The organism is Cytophagia bacterium CHB2 (assembly GCA_030263535.1).
GTDB lineage: Bacteria > Zhuqueibacterota > Zhuqueibacteria > Zhuqueibacterales > Zhuqueibacteraceae > Coneutiohabitans.
The window spans coordinates 1-15,936 of sequence record SZPB01000121.1 but is presented as its reverse complement, the minus strand read 5'-3'; the positions used below and the strand labels follow the sequence as shown (position 1 = coordinate 15,936).

The following is a 15,936-nucleotide window of genomic DNA, read 5'->3' as shown; positions in this document are numbered from 1 at the left end:
GCGCCGAGACCGCCGGTGCCGCGCGGACAGAGCCGGCCGTTGCAGTTCGGATCTGCCGGATTGCCGGTGATTTTCCACGGCTGGCCATTGACACTGTGTACCCAACCGGCGCATTGCCAGAAACAAATCTCGCAAACCGTGGGCGTCAGGGTCACCGGGCCGTCGGTGAAACCGGTCAGCGCTGGCGCAGCAACGACTTCGTTCTTTTCCGCATCAAAAAAAGCTTTGAACAGGCCGCCGCCCGCAGCGAGGCCGCCCAGGCCGAGGCTGCCGATTTTGATGAACTCGCGTCGAGAAAGTTTGGTAGACATGAGCAAAACCCTTGCAGAGGGCAAGGGGCAAAGAGCATGGCGTCATTCGTTTGCGCCACGCTCTCTGCTCCATGCAAATTCAGAACGAATATCCGATCTCAAATTCCCATTGGTTCATTTTCAACTCAATGGTTTGTTGCCCCGGCGCTTCCAAAGGATTCGCGCCGCTGACGCTCTTCGAGAAACCGTGCATCAATCCAAAACTGATTTCGTTTTGATTGGCGAGCGTCTTCGTGATGCCGAACGTCGCGTGTTGTTCGATCACGCCCGGCGCAAGAATATTGAAGAGCACTTCGCTTGACGGGATAGGCTGCTTGCCGTTAGAATAGCCTGCGCGCAGCGTCCAATCTTTGCGTGCCTGCCATTGCACGCCGCCTTTGAAGATCGTCATGTCTTCCCAACCGAAACCTGCGCCGTTTTCATCGCCGAGCTTGCTCGTCATCAAATTCGGCATCAGCTTGTTGCCCACGGAATTGCATTCGCTATAATTGACGCGTTGCACATCAAACGCGAGCGCCAATGCTGAAGCCGGCTTGAATGCCAAACCTGCGGTCCAATTCGAGGGAATGTCAAAGCAGCCTTCTTCCGCGAACAACCCGGCATAGTCGTCGAACTTGCTCATCTTGGTTTGCATTTGATAAGAAGCGCCGACGAAGAAATTTTTCAGCCATTCGCCTTGATAACCCACGCGGCCGCCGTAGCCGAAGCCGTTGCTGTAATCATTGTTGGAAAGCTTGTTTGCAGCGCTGGAAAAATTTCCAAATGCGGCCAGGCCTTCGGCTTGAAAGCGTTGATACGCGAAAATCGCGGTGAGACCGAAAGCGTGCGCGCCGAATTTCTTCGCGAACGTGGGCGCGAAGAACATTTGCGAGAGATCGACGCCGGTGGGTGCGAATCCAAATGCGGTCGCAGCATAATTCGTGTTCATACCGCCGTTGCCATATGCCGCGAGCCCGAAAGCAGTGTTGTCATTCAAGCTCCAGCTCGCTCCGAGCGCGGGAATGATAAACCATTTCGAATCGCTTGCGAAAGTGCCGGGCATTAAACCAAACGTGCCGGGATAGCCGGAAGGATTGCCGGTAATGGTGTATTGGCGATTGGGATTGAACATCGCGAGACTCACGTCGATACGATTGCCTACGAATACGAGATGCGCGGGATTGGTGGCCGCGCCCATCGTGCCGAGCGGTAAGGCCACGCCCGCGCCGGCGAGCGCTTTATATTTGATGCCATAGCCGTGCGCAAAATAACCGTTGGTCGCAAACACTGCGCTGCTCATCGCCAACATCACGAACACCGCAATCGGGACCGTCATTCTTCTCATCATTTGCAAACCTCCTTCATTCGAATCCACATCACTTCACATGATTTATCTAAAACGGCGGGCCGTGCCTTTTGAAGCGCAGCCGCGCCGGTTTTATTGCCGTGACTGCGCGTCGTGCCTGCGCAGCAGCTCTTTCAAATTATCACAATGCTGCGCGCTCTTATACACTTTGCACTCGCGGCAATCAAACGTTTGGCAGTCGCTTGTGAGTTGCGTTTTGATCATCCAACACGGTTTCATCGCGTTCAAATATGCCGGACACTTCTCTCTTTCCGCATCCGAGCACGGTTTCAAATCCCAGCATGGCAGAAATGCGAGCATGCGGCGAATGCCTTCGAGATTGAGTCCGCGCTCGGTGATCAAACGCCGAATACACGAAATCCAATGCACATCGGAGGCGCTGAACAGCCGCTGCCCGCTAGCGGTTTTGTGCACGAGGAATAGCCCCTCGCGTTCGTACATGCGAATGGTTTCCACCGCAACGTCGAGTTGCCGCGCGACTTCACCAATTTTCAGTTTGGGGCTTTGCTCAAGCGCTAGATTCATGAATCTGTGCTGACTATAGAATGAAATCCTGTATTTTGCAGTACAGCTTTGGCAAGTCTTGCGCCAGAAATTCACGTCAATCTGAGATTTAATTATTTTGAAATTAGAGCAAACCAGAATGAACCAGCACGCGGAGATTTTCTCACTTTCAAGAAACAAGTCTGGCCATTTTTCTTGTTTTTGCATGATCCTTCACAGTGCCGCCGTTTCGAAAATTTCTGGAGTATTTGCAGGTTCAATAAAACTATGGTCTTTTCTCCTGCGTGGTTTTTAGCCGAGTCGGTGTTTCTTGTCTTTTTCTCTTACTCGACTCGAATTTCAACGGCATAGTTATTGATTAAGATGATTATCGTGCAACACATTTACCAAATCTGAGTTTTGGTGAGGGCGAAATTACAGCAATGTCGTTGCGAGGTGCAGGAGTTGATCAAGGACGAAGCCGTCTCGCGCGAACGTTTTCTGATATACTATTCTGTCTCGCAAGGCCGTGAGCAGTGATATGCTATGACTACTTTTGTTGAAAAAATGCTTCCCCCGGCGCATGCGCAAACCATTTTGGACAGTGTCGCCGACGGCGTATTCACCGTTGATGAGAAAATGCGCATCACTTACTTCAATCGCGCCGCGGAAAAAATTACCGGCGTGTCTCGTGTCGAGGCCATTGGGCAGTTCTGCTTCGAGGTGTTGCGAGCCAATGTTTGCGAAAAGTCTTGCTCGTTGCAATGCTCCTTTCAAACCGGCAAGGAAACCATAAACCGCCACGTCAACATTTTGCGGGCGGATGGTAAACAAATTCCGATCAGCATCAGCACCGCCGTGCTGCGAGATGAGACGGGAAAAATCGCCGGCGGTGTGGAAACGTTCCGCGATCTTTCCGCTCTCGAAGCGTTGCAGAAGGAAATCAAGCGCGCCTACACGTTTGAAGATATCGTTTCCAAGAATCACCGCATCTTGCAGATTTTTGATATTCTGCCCCACGTCGCCGAAAGCGAAAGCACGGTGTTGATTCAGGGAGTGAGTGGCTCCGGCAAGGAATTGTTCGCCCGCGCTATTCACAATTTGAGTCCGCGCAAGGATGGCCCCTTCGTGGCCGTAAACTGCGGTGCGTTGCCGGACACGTTGCTGGAGTCCGAGCTTTTCGGCTATGTCAAAGGCGCTTTTACCGACGCTAAAAAGGACAAGCCGGGGAGATTTGCTTTGGCGAAAGGGGGCACGATCTTTTTGGATGAAGTCGAAAGTCTCCCTCCCACGATGCAAGTGAAACTGCTCAGCGTTTTGCAGGAACGGGAGTTTGAGCCGCTGGGCGCTATTGCTCCCGTCAAGGCTGACGTCCGTGTGATCGCCGCCACCAAAGATGATCTCTCCGCATTAGTCGAAAAGGGTACTTTCGCGATGATTTGTATTTTCGGCTAAACGTGGTCAAACTCGAGTTGCCGCCGTCGGCGGCAAGACGAGACGATACTCCGCTTCTGATTGATCATTTCATCGACAAGTTCAACCGAAAAATGGAGCGATATATATCACGGGTTTCCGATGAAGTGCGGGGCGTGCTTTTGCAGTACGATTTTCCAGGAAACGTCCGAGAGCTGGAAAACATCATCGAGCATGCATTCGTTATGTGTCGGGGAGAAGAAATACAGCTTCAACATCTCCCACCCGAATTTTCCCAATTCAAGTTGGCCGCTCACGAACCTGTTTCCACGCCACTGCCTTTGCAAGATGCCGAGCGCCAAACCATCCTCGAGGCTTTGGAGAAGCACAACTGGAACAAAGTGGAGACGGCGAAAGCGCTCGGCTTGCATCGCACCATACTCAGGCGGAAAATGAAACAGTATGGTGTGATTTAATGTTGTGATGTTGCAATTCCGCATCTGTTGCATTTGCCACGTTGCGCGCCCGCAACGTGAGGCTTAATCTCCTTTCCATTCCGGCTTGTTCTGCTTTGCCCTATCTCTCCACCAATTCTACAAGTTATCCCTTTTCGATTTGCGCTGGCCTGTGAGTTGCCTAATCCTTCATCAAAATGAAGGACGACGGACTCATGAAAACCATAGCCATACCCATTTTCGGAACCCGCGTCTCCTCGCGATTGGATTGTGCCGAAAGTGTTCTGCTGGTTACCGTCGATAACAGCACGGTCAAAAACGCGAACAGGTGCGGTTGGTTCAGACCAATCCCTTAGAAAAGATCAACATGCTCATGCAATTGGGAGTCGAGGTTGTGATTTGTGGCGGGATCACGGAGATCTGTTCCAACAAATTTAACGACAGTGGCATGCAAGTTATCCCATGGGTTCGCGGCGAAGCGGAAGAAGTCTTGTCCCAGTTTTTGGCCGGCAAGTTGGCGAAAATATTTCCTGACCGTGAAAGAATTGATGAATTTCGCGGCCTTTCTAAAACAGGCGCCGGAAGATAGCGTGAAATGAATTCATTGGCGAAAAATGAGAATTATTCTCCGGCTTTTTTAATTTCGAGAAAAGGCGTTAAACTGCCGATTTTTTTGTTTGTCGTAAGCCTTTGAAAATTAGACCTGTAATCGCTACGATTATCGGTCTAATTGTTGCAAAATCATAAAGAGGAAGGCGAATATGGCTGAGAAAATACTCATCGTTGAGGACGAGAGGAATTTACGAAGACTATACCAGATGGAGTTGGAACAAGATGGGTATGAGGTGACAACCGCCGCCGATGGCCAGAGCGCTTTGAGAAGATTAGCTGACGGGCCGGTGGATTTGGTGTTGCTCGATTTGGCGCTGCCGGATGGATCAGGATTGGATTATCTGCAACAATTCATGGAGATGCACCGGCACGTCAAAGTGGTGATCAATACGGCTTATCCTCTTTACAAAAGAGATTTTCATTGCTGGGCTGCAGATGCATTTCTGATCAAGACCTCCGACTTGACCGAGCTCAAGAGCACGATCGATCATTTTTTACATGAGCCTCAATATGAATTGCAAAAAGGCTGAAAAATATCTGGCCGCCTATGTGGATGGCGAACTGCGCGGGTGGTGGCGCCGCCGCGCTTTTGTGAAGCATCTGGAAAAGTGCGTTCTCTGCCAAAAGATGGTCGAGATTCAAAAGCAAATCAAAAATTTGTTGCACGCGAAAGTTCACCGGATCAAGGAGCCCGATGAGTTGGGAGCTAAAATACACCACGCGCTGGAAAGCGAATGGCATTGAAGAACGAGGTTGACGGGAATGGATGCAATACTGCGCAAAGTCATTCAGCAAACCGTGCAAGTCACGCTTCTCGTTTTTTTCATGATGATTCTCGTCGACGTGATCAACGTCTGGACGCAAGGGCGGCTTGCTGCCATTCTCAAAAAAGGAAAACAATGGCGGCAGTACGTCGTGGCCTCGCTTCTCGGCGCTGCGCCTGGTTGCGTGGGCGCTTTTACCAATGTCTCTTTGTACGTTCACGGCATGATCAGTTTCGGCGCACTGGTTGGGGCCATGGCCGCGGTCTCGGGAGACGAAGCTTTCGTTATGCTGGCGATGTTTCCCAAAACCGCGCTCTATCTCTTTGCGCTGTTGTTTGGGTTGGGGATTCTGACCGGATGGATAACCGATCGCATCGTGAAAAAGTGGAACATTGCCACGTGCGTGGATTGTGAGGCGCAACAATATCATCCGGCTCAAGAAGGTTTTGCACATTATGTGAAAGACCACGTCTGGCAGCATATCATCAAACGGCATCTGTGGCGAACCCTGCTGTGGACGTTCGGCGCTCTGCTTGTGGTTGAAATTGGGCTGCACTATTGGCATCTCGAAAAGCTGACGTCGCAATATACGCTGCTGCTGCTCTTCGCCGGTGCGCTGCTCGGAATTATTCCGGAATCCGGCCCGCATCTTATTTTCGTGACCATGTTTGCCAACGGCTTGATTCCTTTTTCCGTGCTCTTCACCAGCTCGTTCGTGCAAGACGGCCACGGCATGTTGCCGATGCTGTCATACTCCGTGCGCGACTCGATGCTGATCAAAGCTTTCAATATGGTTTTTGGTGTTGGCATTGGCTTGCTGATGTATGCGATTGAGGGGTAGGCCATTTCAGAAGGAACCATGCCCAAAACTTAGCCGTCGAATGAAAAAACTTCAGGAGCCTGTTTCATGAAAACGAACTTGACACATAAATCAACCAAAGCGATTCACGTTGGCGGCTTGAAGAATGCCGTATTCGGTGAAGTCTCCGTTCCAATTTTCCAAAGCTCAACCTTTTCATTCCCCAGCGCCGAGGAAGGAGCGGCGCGTTTTGCCGGAGAGCAATCGGGCTACATTTACACGCGCATGGGCAACCCAACCATCAACGCACTGGAAGAATGTATTGCGGCGTTGGAAAATGGCTACGCCGGCATGGCGACTGCTTCGGGTATGGCTGCCATTACCACAGTCTATCTGGCCTTGCTTGGCAAAGGCGCACATGTGGTCGGCACGGATTCTGTTTACGGCCCAACGCGCATGGTGTTGGAAAAAGAATTCTCGCGATTTGGCGTGGAAGCAACGTTTGTCGATACTTCGAATTTGGATCATCTCAAACGCGCCATTCGCGCCAATACCAGAATGATCTTCGTTGAAACACCGGCGAATCCAACTATGGCGGTGACCGATATTCATGAAGCTGCGGAGATTGCCCATCAACATGACGCGATCATGGTGGTTGACAACACCTTTGCCAGTCCCTATTTGCAACGTCCCTTGGATTTGGGCGCCGACGTGGTGGTGCATAGCATGACGAAATCCATCAACGGTCACAGCGACGTGGTCGCCGGAATGATCATTACGAAGAATGAAAAACTCTACAAGCGAATCAAGCCGGTGCTGAATTTGTTCGGCGGCACGATGGATCCGCATCAAGCGTGGCTGGTCTTGCGCGGCGTGCGCACCATGCCGTTGCGGGTGGAGAGAAGTCAGGAGAACGCGCAGAAGATGGCGAGCTTTCTCCAGCAGCATCCCAAAGTGACGTGGGTGCGCTATCCTGGTTTGCCGGATCATCCGCAACATGCAATCGCGAAAAAACAAATGGACGGTTTTGGCAGCATGATCTGCTTCGGCGTGAAAAACGGCCTTGAGGGCGGCAAAACCGTCATGAACAACGTGCGTTTGTTCACGCTCGCCGTTTCACTTGGCGGCGTGGAATCGTTGATCGAACATCCTGCTTCCATGACCCACGCCACCGTTCCGCGACATGAAAGGGAACAAGCCGGCATCGTCGATGAGTTGGTGAGAATCTCGGTAGGTTGTGAAGACTTCGATGATCTTCGTGATGATCTGGATCAAGCGTTAAACAAAATCTCAGGCTGATCAAAATGAGAGTCGAATTTCTCAGCGAAGCCATCCGTTTGTCACTTGAAGCCGTGCGCAACGGAATCGGTGGGCCGTTTGGCGCCGTGATCGTGAAGGATAGTGAAATCATCGGCAGAGGTTGCAATCAGGTCACGTCAACTAAAGATCCCACCGCTCATGCCGAGATCGTGGCGATTCGGGAAGCGTGCCGGCGTTTGGGTAGTTTCCATCTGAAAGGCTGTGAGCTTTACTCCAGTTGTGAGCCGTGCCCGATGTGCCTCGCTGCCATTTATTGGGCCAAAATCGCTAAGGTCTTTTACGCCCTCACCGGAAGGCATGCCGCTGAAATCGGTTTTGCTGATGATTGTATCTCCAGAGAGTTGGCGCTGCCCATCTCCCAGCGACGGCTTCCGATGAAGCAAATCGCGCGGCCAGAGGCTTTGATCGCATTCGAAGAGTGGGAGCATAGAAAAGACAGAATCGAATATTGATGCGAACGCAGGAGTTTTTTATGTCCATGAACACGTCTTCGGGCTTGGGGCCTGGCGGTGATTGTGTCTGCCCCAAATGTGGAGAAAAAATACCTCACCGCCAGCGCGTTCCCTGTCGAGAAGAGCGGTGCCCCCAATGCGGCGCCAAGATGTTGCGCGAAGGCTCCGAACATCATCAACTCTGGGATGAGAAAAGAAAGGCAAAGGAATAGAAATCATGCTGGCTTTTGGTCCTATTCCCTCGCGACGCCTTGGGCGGAGCTTGGGAATCAACAACATTCCTCCCAAGATTTGCACCTATTCTTGCGTGTATTGCCAAGTAGGCCGCACCTTGAAGATGCAAATTGAGCGACAGGCGTTTTATGGACCGGATGAACTATTGAAAGATGTGGAGAAAAAAATAGCTGAAGTCCGAAAAGCCGGAGCATCTATCGATTACCTAACTTTCGTGCCTGACGGCGAGCCAACTCTGGATATCAATCTTGGCCGCGAAATCGATTTGTTAAGGCTTTTCGGGTTCAAAATTGCCGTGATCACCAACGCTTCCCTGATCTGGTGTCACGAGGTGAGAAATGATTTGATGCAAGCGGACTGGGTTTCTTTGAAAGTGGACGCCGTCAACGAAGAGGTTTGGCGCAAGGTTAACCGGCCTTATCGCTCTTTGCAATTGTCCTCAATCTTGGATGGAATGCTTGCGTTCGCGAGAATTTACAAGGGTGAGCTTGCCACTGAGACCATGCTGGTCAAAGGCCTCAATGATAGCCCTGAGCACGCCAAGGAAATCGCCGGTTTCCTGGCTCAGCTCAAACCCGACAAATCTTACATTTCGATTCCAATCCGGCCGCCGGCAGAAACATGGGTAAAGCCGCCCGATGAAAAAGCCATCAATGTGTTCTATCAGATTTTCAACAAAAAAGTCAAAGGCGTGGAATATTTAATCGGCGAGGAAGGGAATGCGTTTGCTGCAACCGGCAATGTCGCGGAAGATCTGTTGAGCATTACTGCCGTGCATCCGATGCGAAAGGAAGCCGTGAGAGAATTGTTGGCGCGCGCCCATGCGGATGCTTCCATCATTCAACAGTTGATTGCGCAAGATTTGCTTTTCGAAGCAGAATACGAAAACAAAAAGTTCTATCTCAGGAGGTTTCCTGTAGTGAACATAAAAAGGATAAAGCTGTGAACCACAAATTTTAGGAGGTAAAAATATGAGAAGGGTTACACCTTTTCTCGCCATTGTTGCTTTGGTGATCCTGCCGTCATGGCTCTTCGCGCAGGATCCCGGCAATTTCGCCACGAGCTTGCACGGTACACGTCAGGGCAAGTTTACCTGGTATGACAGCGCGAACGGTGGGATGGAGTCGCTGACCGGAATTCCGATGTCACAACTCGGATGCCACAGATGTCACCCGGGAACTTATGCCAACGGCAGTGCCGTTGATCCCGCCACGTATGAACCCGGTTGTAACGATTGCCACAACTTTGTTCAGGGCACGGCGGTCGCCGACCAAATTTGTCTCAAATGCCATAGTCGCCAAGGCACGGAGAGAAATCTCGGTTATCAAGATGTGCATGTGCTGAAGGGATTTCAGTGCACCACTTGCCATACCAAGAAGGAAATGCACGGCGACGGAACCGCCTATGCTTCGATGCTTGAGCCTGGCGCCACAGAAGTGACGTGTGAAAAATGCCATACCTCACTCGCCAGCAACGCCTCTCACGATCTTCATGGGGCGAAAGTGCAGTGCACCGCATGTCACGTGAAGTCGGTGATTTCATGCTACAACTGCCATATTGAAAGTTATGTTGAAGGCGGAATCCGGCGTCACTATGGTCCGCAGCGTGATTTTATTTTTCTGGTGAATCGCGAGGGAACGGGCAAAGTTTACCCGGCAAGCTTCCAGACCGCATCTTATGATGGTAAAACGTTTCTGGCGATTGCGCCGTTCACACCGCATACTGTCATGAAGGAAGGGCGTGCCTGTGCCGAGTGTCACAACAACGCCGCAATACAAGAGTACGATCAAACCGGAAAAATCACGGTGACAAAGTGGGACACCACCCAGAAGAAGATCATCAGCCCCACCGGTGTTATCCCGATTACCTCGGACTGGCAACAGGGGCTGCAGATTGATTATCTCGATTACACCGGAGATCCCAAGTCCACGACCACGGACCCGACAAAATGGGTTTTCCTGAAATCAACAGCGGATGGCCAACAAATGTTGTATGCTCAGTCGTTGACCGCCGAACAGTTGAACAAGCTGCGGCTGGCTGTCGGAGTGGAAGAGAAACAGAATACCCTTCCCGAGGCTTTCAGGTTGATGCAAAACTATCCGAACCCCTTTAATCCGGCAACAACGATTGAGTTTCATTTACCTAGCCCGACTGTCGTCACGTTGAAGATCTACAATCTCATGGGATTTGAAATGAAGACTTTGTTGTCGAATGAAAAATTGGACGCAGGCGTCTACAAATTTTCGGTGGGAATTGATGAGCTGACGAGTGGAGTTTATTTTTATCAGCTTGTCACGCCGGCCTTCACCCAAACGAGAAAGATGACGGTGCTCAGATAAGGTTCGGTCACTGACCGGTCGCTCATTGCGACCGGTCAGTTGACCTCAGCGAGTGTAATGTGAATGAACAGAACGCCGTTGACACACGAACGAATCTTTCGTGAAGAAGAATTTGCCGGAAGTTATGCGCGGCGGCACCAAAAGATGGCCGAGAAGTTTGGCCACGAGTGCGCTGAAAAACTCACCTCGCGCGGATTTCGAGCCGGCAGGATACTCGATGCCGGCTGCGGTTTTGGCGGAACGGCTCTGGTGCTGGCGCAGCGTTTTCCGGACAGCGAGATCGTTGGGATCGATTTGTCCGAGCCGCTGTTGCGTCTGGCAAATCGGAACGCGCAAGCGGCCAAGTTGGAACGTCGCGCAAAATTTGAAATAGGCGACGTGGAAAAAATACCATACGCAAATCATTCTTTCGATGCCGTTCTGAACATCAACATGGTTCATATCGTCGAAAATCCCGTGCGAATGCTCGATGAGATTGAACGTGTGCTCAAGCCGGAGGGTTTTCTTTTCATCGCCGATTTGCGGCGCTCCGTATTGGGTTTCATCGAGAAAGAAATTAGAGCAGCCTTGACATTGGACGAAGCAAAGCATCTGCTCAACCCGTCGAAGCTGAGAGCAGGGAAATTTTCTTCCAATGCGCTGTGGTGGAGGTACGAGACGTGAGCAGCGAGAGAGTGAAGTCCGTGTACCGGCTCAGGCTCTACCCTGATGCAGTTCTGCGAAAAAAATCCCTGCCGCTTGATGACGTCAATGGTGCGGTGCGGGATTTGATGGCCGGCATGGCGGAAATCATGTACACGTACAACGGCATCGGCCTGGCCGCACCGCAAGTGGGCATGCTGCAACGCATCATCATCGCCGATGTCGGTGAAGGCTTGATCACTTTGGCCAATCCGGAGATTCTTCAGAAGGAGGGAGAAGGCCGATTGGAGGAAGGGTGTTTGAGCTTGCCCGACATTCAAGTCGATATTACCCGCAGCCAATCGATTTTTGTGCGCGGCCTCAACCCCGAAGGGAAAGAAGTTCAACACGAGCTGAGCGACTTGATGGCCCGGGTCATTCAACACGAGATCGACCACCTTAACGGTGTGCTCATCATCGACTACGCCTCGGCCACTGAGAAAATCCTTCTGCGCAGACAGTTGAAAGAACTGCAGAAGCAGGAAGAATCATGACAACAAGGGCATGCAGAATTTCGAGTCCGCGCTGCGCGTGTTGACGCGACCCCGCACGCCCTCAAGAAAGGATGATCAACATGAAGATTGCAGTAGCCACCGAAGATGGCAAGACAATCTCTGCGCATTTTGGGCGCAGCCCCTTCTTTGCCATTTACGAAATTGCAGACGGCAAAGTCATCAACCAAGAAATGCGCCGGAATACGTTCACCGGACATTTTCGTGGTGGGGTAGCACACGAAGATGGACACCATGATCACGGCAAGGGAGATGAGCATGCCCATCAAACCGTAGCTGAAGGGCTGCAGGATTGCCAAACTGTGATTAGTCATGGCATGGGACGCCGCGCCTGGGAAGATTTGTGCAGCCGGGGAATCGAAATGATCGTCACGGATGAAACCGAGGTGGAGCGGGCGCTCAATCTGTATCTGGTCGGTGAGCTGAAAGACCGAACCGAGAAGCTGCATTGAATAGTCTGCTGCCCGAGGAAAACAAAATGGAAAAAATTGATCTGTCCGACAGGAAGATTCTCTTCATTCTACCGCCTTTTGATTTTTGTGATGAAGAGTATCAAAAGCCCAAAAACTTGTTTGATGAATGGGGCGCGCGCATCGTTGTCGCTTCTTCGTCCCTTGCCAACGCCAAAGGCACGGGCGGGGCGTTGGCAAAACCGCAGATCACCATTAACGATGCGGCAGCCAGAGATTTTCAGGCATTGCTTTTGGTTGGCGGCAGCGGCAGCCAAAAGTTCTGGCGTGATCAGGCGGTTCACGATTTGACCAGGCGGGCCAATCGGCTTGAAAAAATTGTGAGCGCCAGCGGTTATGCCGTGATGATTCTTGCCAATGCCGGCCTGTTGCAGGGAAAACGGGTCACCGGTTTTCCTGTCATCGAAACCGTTTTGAAATGGCAGGGCGCGATCTACACGGGTAAGCCGATTGAAGTTGTTGGAAATATCGTTACCGCAAGCGGACCGGAGGCCGCGGAGGAATTTGCTGAAGCGATTGCCAAGCTGGTGGCCGGAACTGCATCGCAGCGTATTAAAAGAATGCACGATTTCCATTGATCTATGATAATTGTTCAGTTATTTTGTACGCGATTGAGCGGACTGCCATAATTCGCCGATCTCAACAATCCCGAATGTTTTTTGCACGTGAATAATTACGACCCATGAAAGGAAAAATCATGAATATCGGAATACCCAAAGAAACGGCTATTGAAGAGCGCCGGGTGGCGCTTACGCCGGTCGGCGTCTACGCCCTGGTCAATGAAGGCCACGCGGTGCACGTCGAACAAGGCGCGGGAAAAGCCAGCGGCTTTTCCGATCAGGAATTTCAGAACGTCGGCGCGCAAATCGTTTTCTCCGGCGACGAGGTTTTTCGGCGATCTCAGCTTGTGGTCAAGGTGCAGCCACCGACAGAAGATGAGTGCAAATATCTCGAGCAGGGAAAAATCGTATTTTCGTTGCTGGGATTGGGCATTGCGCGCAAAGCCATCATTAAAAAATTATTGGAAACGGGCGTCATCGCGCTCGGCTATGAATTCATCGAACAACCCGATGGCAATCTGCCGATCTTGACGGCGATGAGCGAGATTGCCGGCAATCTGCTGCCGCAAATTGCCGGCCGGCTGCTGGAAAGTGAATATGGTGGCCGCGGCATTATCTTGGCCGGTGTTTCCGGAGTCACGCCAGCAAGCGTGGTCATTCTGGGCGCGGGCGTGGTTGGCTTCACCGCCGCCCGTGCGTTCTCCGCACTCGGGGCGCGAGTTTTGGTTCTGGATAAAAACATTAACAATCTGCGCAACTTGGATCGGCTTCTCGATAAGCGTGTGTCGACTTCGATCATCACGCCGCTGCTGGTGGAGCGCTGGACGCGCCTTGCGGATGTCTTGATTGGCGCGGTGCTGATTCACGGACAAAAACCGCCGAACTTGGTGACGGAGGACATGGTGAAAAAAATGAAGGCAGGTTCGGTGATTATCGATGTTTCCATCGACCAGGGAGGTTGCATTGCAACCAGCCACCCCACGACCCTGTCCGCGCCGACGTTTGTGCAGCATGGCGTCACGCATTATTGTGTGCCGAACATTCCCGCGGCCGCGGCGCGAACGGCTTCGCATGCGCTGAATAATTCCGTGTTACCGTGGGTGCTTGAAGTTGCCGATGACGGGTTGGAAAAAACATTGCATGGCATGTCCCCGCTGCGCAAAGGGGTTTATACGTTTCAAGGCCAGTGCACGCAGCAAGCCGTCGCAAGTTTGATTGAGTGCGAATACCGGAATATTGATTCATTGCTTTCTCTCAACGATCGCCAATAGCTCGAGCCGAAAGGAGATGACTTTAAGATGAGATGGATAGAAGACTATAGAAGCAAGCTGGTGAAGGCCGAGGAGGCCGTTGCCCTGATAAAAAGCGGCGATAAGATTTCCATTTCCGGCAATGCCGCAGCGCCGTATGTTCTTCTCAACGCGCTGGCGCAACGCAAGGATGATTTGAAGGACGTCGGTGTGTTTACCTTGTTGATGCTCGGCGAAAACCCGTTGAGCAAGCCGGACATGCGCGGCCGCTTCCGGCTCAAATCGCTTTTTGTCGGGCCGGCCGATCGCGCGGCGGTCAATGAAGGGCGCGCCGATTATTATCCCATTTTTTTGTATGAGATTCCCGGACTCTTTCGCACCCAGGTGCAATTGGACGTGGCGGTTATTCATACCTCGCTGCCGGATGAGCATGGTTTCGTTTCGCTCGGCGTGGAAACCATCGCGACGAAAGCGGCGGCGGAAACCGCAAAAGTCGTCATTGCTCAGGTGAATGATCGAATGCCTCGCGTCCTGGGCGATTGTTTTTTGCATATATCCCGGCTCAGCAAAATTGTCGAAGTCTCAGAACCTCTGCCCACGCTGGCGCCCAAGCCGTTCTCGGACGTTGAAAATCAAATCGCGCAGCACATCACAACCCTTATTGACGATCGTGCCACGCTGCAACTGGGTATCGGCGGCATTCCGGACGCCGTGCTGGCGTTGTTGAAAGGCAAGAAAGATTTGGGCATTCACACCGAAATGGTGTCTGATGGCGTTATGCGGGCCATTGAAGACGGCATCGTAACCAATGCCTACAAGAGCCTGCATCCGGGAAAAGTGATTGCCACCTTTCTTTTGGGCAGTGAGCGGCTTTATGAATACAGTCACAACAACCCGCTGTTTGAGCTGCATCAGGTGGACTATACCAACGATCCCTTTGTGGTGGCGCGCAACGATAATATGGTCTCCATCAACTCCGCGCTGGAAGTGGATCTAACCGGCCAGGTTTGCTCGGATAGCATTGGCTATTCGATTTATTCGGGCTTCGGCGGCCAGGTTGATTTCACGCGCGGCGCCGCGCGCGCCAAGGGCGGCAAACCCATCATCGCGTTATCGTCAACGGCCAAGAACGGGCAACTGTCTCGCATCGTGCCGCATTTGAACGAAGGCGCGGGCGTCGTGACCAGCCGCGGTGATGTGCACTACGTCGTAACGGAATACGGCATTGCTTATTTGCACGGCAGGAGCCTGCAAGAACGCGCCAAAGCGATGATCAGCATCGCGCATCCGAATTTTCGCGAGGGTTTGGAGAAATTCGCCAAGTCCAAAAAATATTTGTGAAAATGGCAACGATCGAATTGCCGGGCAGGAAGATTCTTTTCATTCTTCCGCCCCGCAATTTTCGTGATGAAGAGTATCAAACGCCACGGGCAATTCTTGAGAATGCCGGCGCCCGCGTCGTCGTCGCGTCTGCTTCGCTTGCGCCTGCCAAAGGGATGCTTGGCGCTCTCGTCACCCCGGATGCTGTGATGGATGGCTTGAATGCAGAGGACTTTGACGCCGTTCTGCTGGTGGGCGGCGTTGGTTCCAGCAAATATTGGCATCATGATATCGTTCATGATTTGGTACGAGAAACGAACCGGGCCGGGAAAGTGGTGAGCGCCATTTGTTTGGCGCCGGTAACGTTGGCGAACGCCGGACTCCTGGCGGGAAAACGCGCCACGGCTTATCCGTCCGCTGCAAATTTTTTGAAATGGAAAGGCGCGAGCTACACCGGCAACTCAGTGGAGATCGATGGCAACATCATCACTGCGAATGGGCCGGAGGCCGCGGAAGAATTTGCGCAAGCAGTTGTCGCAAAGATTGCAAGCGCCAGCCGCAAGTCGGAAAATAAAATATGAGTAGCTGAGAAGTGTTTCCACGGTAAAAATTTCAT

Annotated in this window: 19 protein-coding genes and 1 pseudogene; 17 read left to right on the top strand and 3 right to left on the bottom strand. The window is 52.0% G+C overall.

Going from position 1 to position 15,936, the window contains the following annotated elements:
• The 3 genes from FBQ85_13465 to FBQ85_13455 all read right to left on the bottom strand — a co-directional run.
• A partial coding sequence (locus tag FBQ85_13465; GenBank protein MDL1876162.1) for a nitrate reductase occupies positions 1 to 311 on the bottom strand: 311 nt, incomplete at its 3' end.
• Between the two features lie 79 nt (positions 312 to 390).
• Positions 391 to 1,638, bottom strand: a complete 1,248-nt coding sequence (locus tag FBQ85_13460; GenBank protein MDL1876161.1) for a hypothetical protein — start codon at positions 1,636 to 1,638, stop codon at positions 391 to 393.
• 90 nt (positions 1,639 to 1,728) lie between these two features.
• Positions 1,729 to 2,367 carry a MerR family transcriptional regulator gene (locus FBQ85_13455; protein ID MDL1876160.1) on the bottom strand — a complete coding sequence of 213 codons (639 nt, stop codon included), beginning with the start codon at positions 2,365 to 2,367 and terminating at the stop codon, positions 1,729 to 1,731.
• Positions 2,368 to 2,685: 318 nt separating this feature from the next.
• Between FBQ85_13455 and FBQ85_13450 the strand changes: the two are divergent.
• From FBQ85_13450 to FBQ85_13370, 17 genes and pseudogenes are all read left to right on the top strand, one after another.
• Positions 2,686 to 4,028 (top strand): annotated as a pseudogene (locus FBQ85_13450) (PAS domain-containing protein).
• Between the two features lie 313 nt (positions 4,029 to 4,341).
• Complete coding sequence (locus tag FBQ85_13445) at positions 4,342 to 4,596, top strand: hypothetical protein (protein MDL1876159.1); 255 nt, start codon at positions 4,342 to 4,344, stop codon at positions 4,594 to 4,596.
• Between the two features lie 172 nt (positions 4,597 to 4,768).
• Positions 4,769 to 5,149, top strand: coding sequence for a response regulator (locus FBQ85_13440; protein MDL1876158.1), 381 nt, complete (start codon positions 4,769 to 4,771; stop codon positions 5,147 to 5,149).
• Positions 5,118 to 5,363: a zf-HC2 domain-containing protein gene (locus FBQ85_13435; protein ID MDL1876157.1), complete on the top strand. Its 246-nt coding sequence runs from the start codon at positions 5,118 to 5,120 to the stop codon at positions 5,361 to 5,363. The genes FBQ85_13440 and FBQ85_13435 overlap by 32 nt, the downstream gene beginning before the upstream one ends.
• A gap of 18 nt (positions 5,364 to 5,381) precedes the next feature.
• Positions 5,382 to 6,224 (top strand): selenocysteine protein, encoded by an 843-nt coding sequence (locus tag FBQ85_13430; protein MDL1876156.1) that lies wholly within the window; start codon positions 5,382 to 5,384, stop codon positions 6,222 to 6,224.
• Between the two features lie 66 nt (positions 6,225 to 6,290).
• The gene (locus tag FBQ85_13425) at positions 6,291 to 7,481 is read left to right on the top strand and encodes an aminotransferase class I/II-fold pyridoxal phosphate-dependent enzyme (protein MDL1876155.1); all 1,191 of its coding nucleotides are present in this window, start codon (positions 6,291 to 6,293) and stop codon (positions 7,479 to 7,481) included.
• Positions 7,482 to 7,486: 5 nt separating this feature from the next.
• Entirely contained in the window at positions 7,487 to 7,954 is a 468-nt protein-coding gene (locus FBQ85_13420) for a nucleoside deaminase (GenBank protein ID MDL1876154.1), read from the top strand.
• 20 nt (positions 7,955 to 7,974) lie between these two features.
• A complete protein-coding gene (locus FBQ85_13415) occupies positions 7,975 to 8,166 on the top strand; it encodes a ferredoxin (protein ID MDL1876153.1) in 192 nt (63 codons plus the stop codon).
• Positions 8,167 to 8,171: 5 nt separating this feature from the next.
• A complete protein-coding gene (locus tag FBQ85_13410; protein MDL1876152.1) occupies positions 8,172 to 9,134 on the top strand; it encodes a radical SAM protein in 963 nt (320 codons plus the stop codon).
• Positions 9,135 to 9,159: 25 nt separating this feature from the next.
• Positions 9,160 to 10,527, top strand: a complete 1,368-nt coding sequence (locus tag FBQ85_13405; protein MDL1876151.1) for a T9SS type A sorting domain-containing protein — start codon at positions 9,160 to 9,162, stop codon at positions 10,525 to 10,527.
• A gap of 63 nt (positions 10,528 to 10,590) precedes the next feature.
• A complete protein-coding gene (locus FBQ85_13400) occupies positions 10,591 to 11,190 on the top strand; it encodes a class I SAM-dependent methyltransferase (GenBank protein MDL1876150.1) in 600 nt (199 codons plus the stop codon).
• A gap of 11 nt (positions 11,191 to 11,201) precedes the next feature.
• Positions 11,202 to 11,702 carry a peptide deformylase gene (gene def / locus FBQ85_13395; protein ID MDL1876149.1) on the top strand — a complete coding sequence of 167 codons (501 nt, stop codon included), beginning with the start codon at positions 11,202 to 11,204 and terminating at the stop codon, positions 11,700 to 11,702.
• 80 nt (positions 11,703 to 11,782) lie between these two features.
• Positions 11,783 to 12,172, top strand: a complete 390-nt coding sequence (locus tag FBQ85_13390; protein MDL1876148.1) for an iron-molybdenum cofactor biosynthesis protein — start codon at positions 11,783 to 11,785, stop codon at positions 12,170 to 12,172.
• A gap of 26 nt (positions 12,173 to 12,198) precedes the next feature.
• Positions 12,199 to 12,768, top strand: coding sequence for a DJ-1/PfpI family protein (locus tag FBQ85_13385; GenBank protein MDL1876147.1), 570 nt, complete (start codon positions 12,199 to 12,201; stop codon positions 12,766 to 12,768).
• 119 nt (positions 12,769 to 12,887) lie between these two features.
• Positions 12,888 to 14,021 (top strand): alanine dehydrogenase, encoded by a 1,134-nt coding sequence (gene ald, locus FBQ85_13380; GenBank protein ID MDL1876146.1) that lies wholly within the window; start codon positions 12,888 to 12,890, stop codon positions 14,019 to 14,021.
• A 27-nt stretch (positions 14,022 to 14,048) separates the two neighbouring features.
• The gene (locus FBQ85_13375) at positions 14,049 to 15,341 is read left to right on the top strand and encodes an acetyl-CoA hydrolase/transferase family protein (protein ID MDL1876145.1); all 1,293 of its coding nucleotides are present in this window, start codon (positions 14,049 to 14,051) and stop codon (positions 15,339 to 15,341) included.
• Between the two features lie 2 nt (positions 15,342 to 15,343).
• Positions 15,344 to 15,901, top strand: coding sequence for a DJ-1/PfpI family protein (locus FBQ85_13370; protein ID MDL1876144.1), 558 nt, complete (start codon positions 15,344 to 15,346; stop codon positions 15,899 to 15,901).
• Positions 15,902 to 15,936 lie beyond the last annotated feature (35 nt).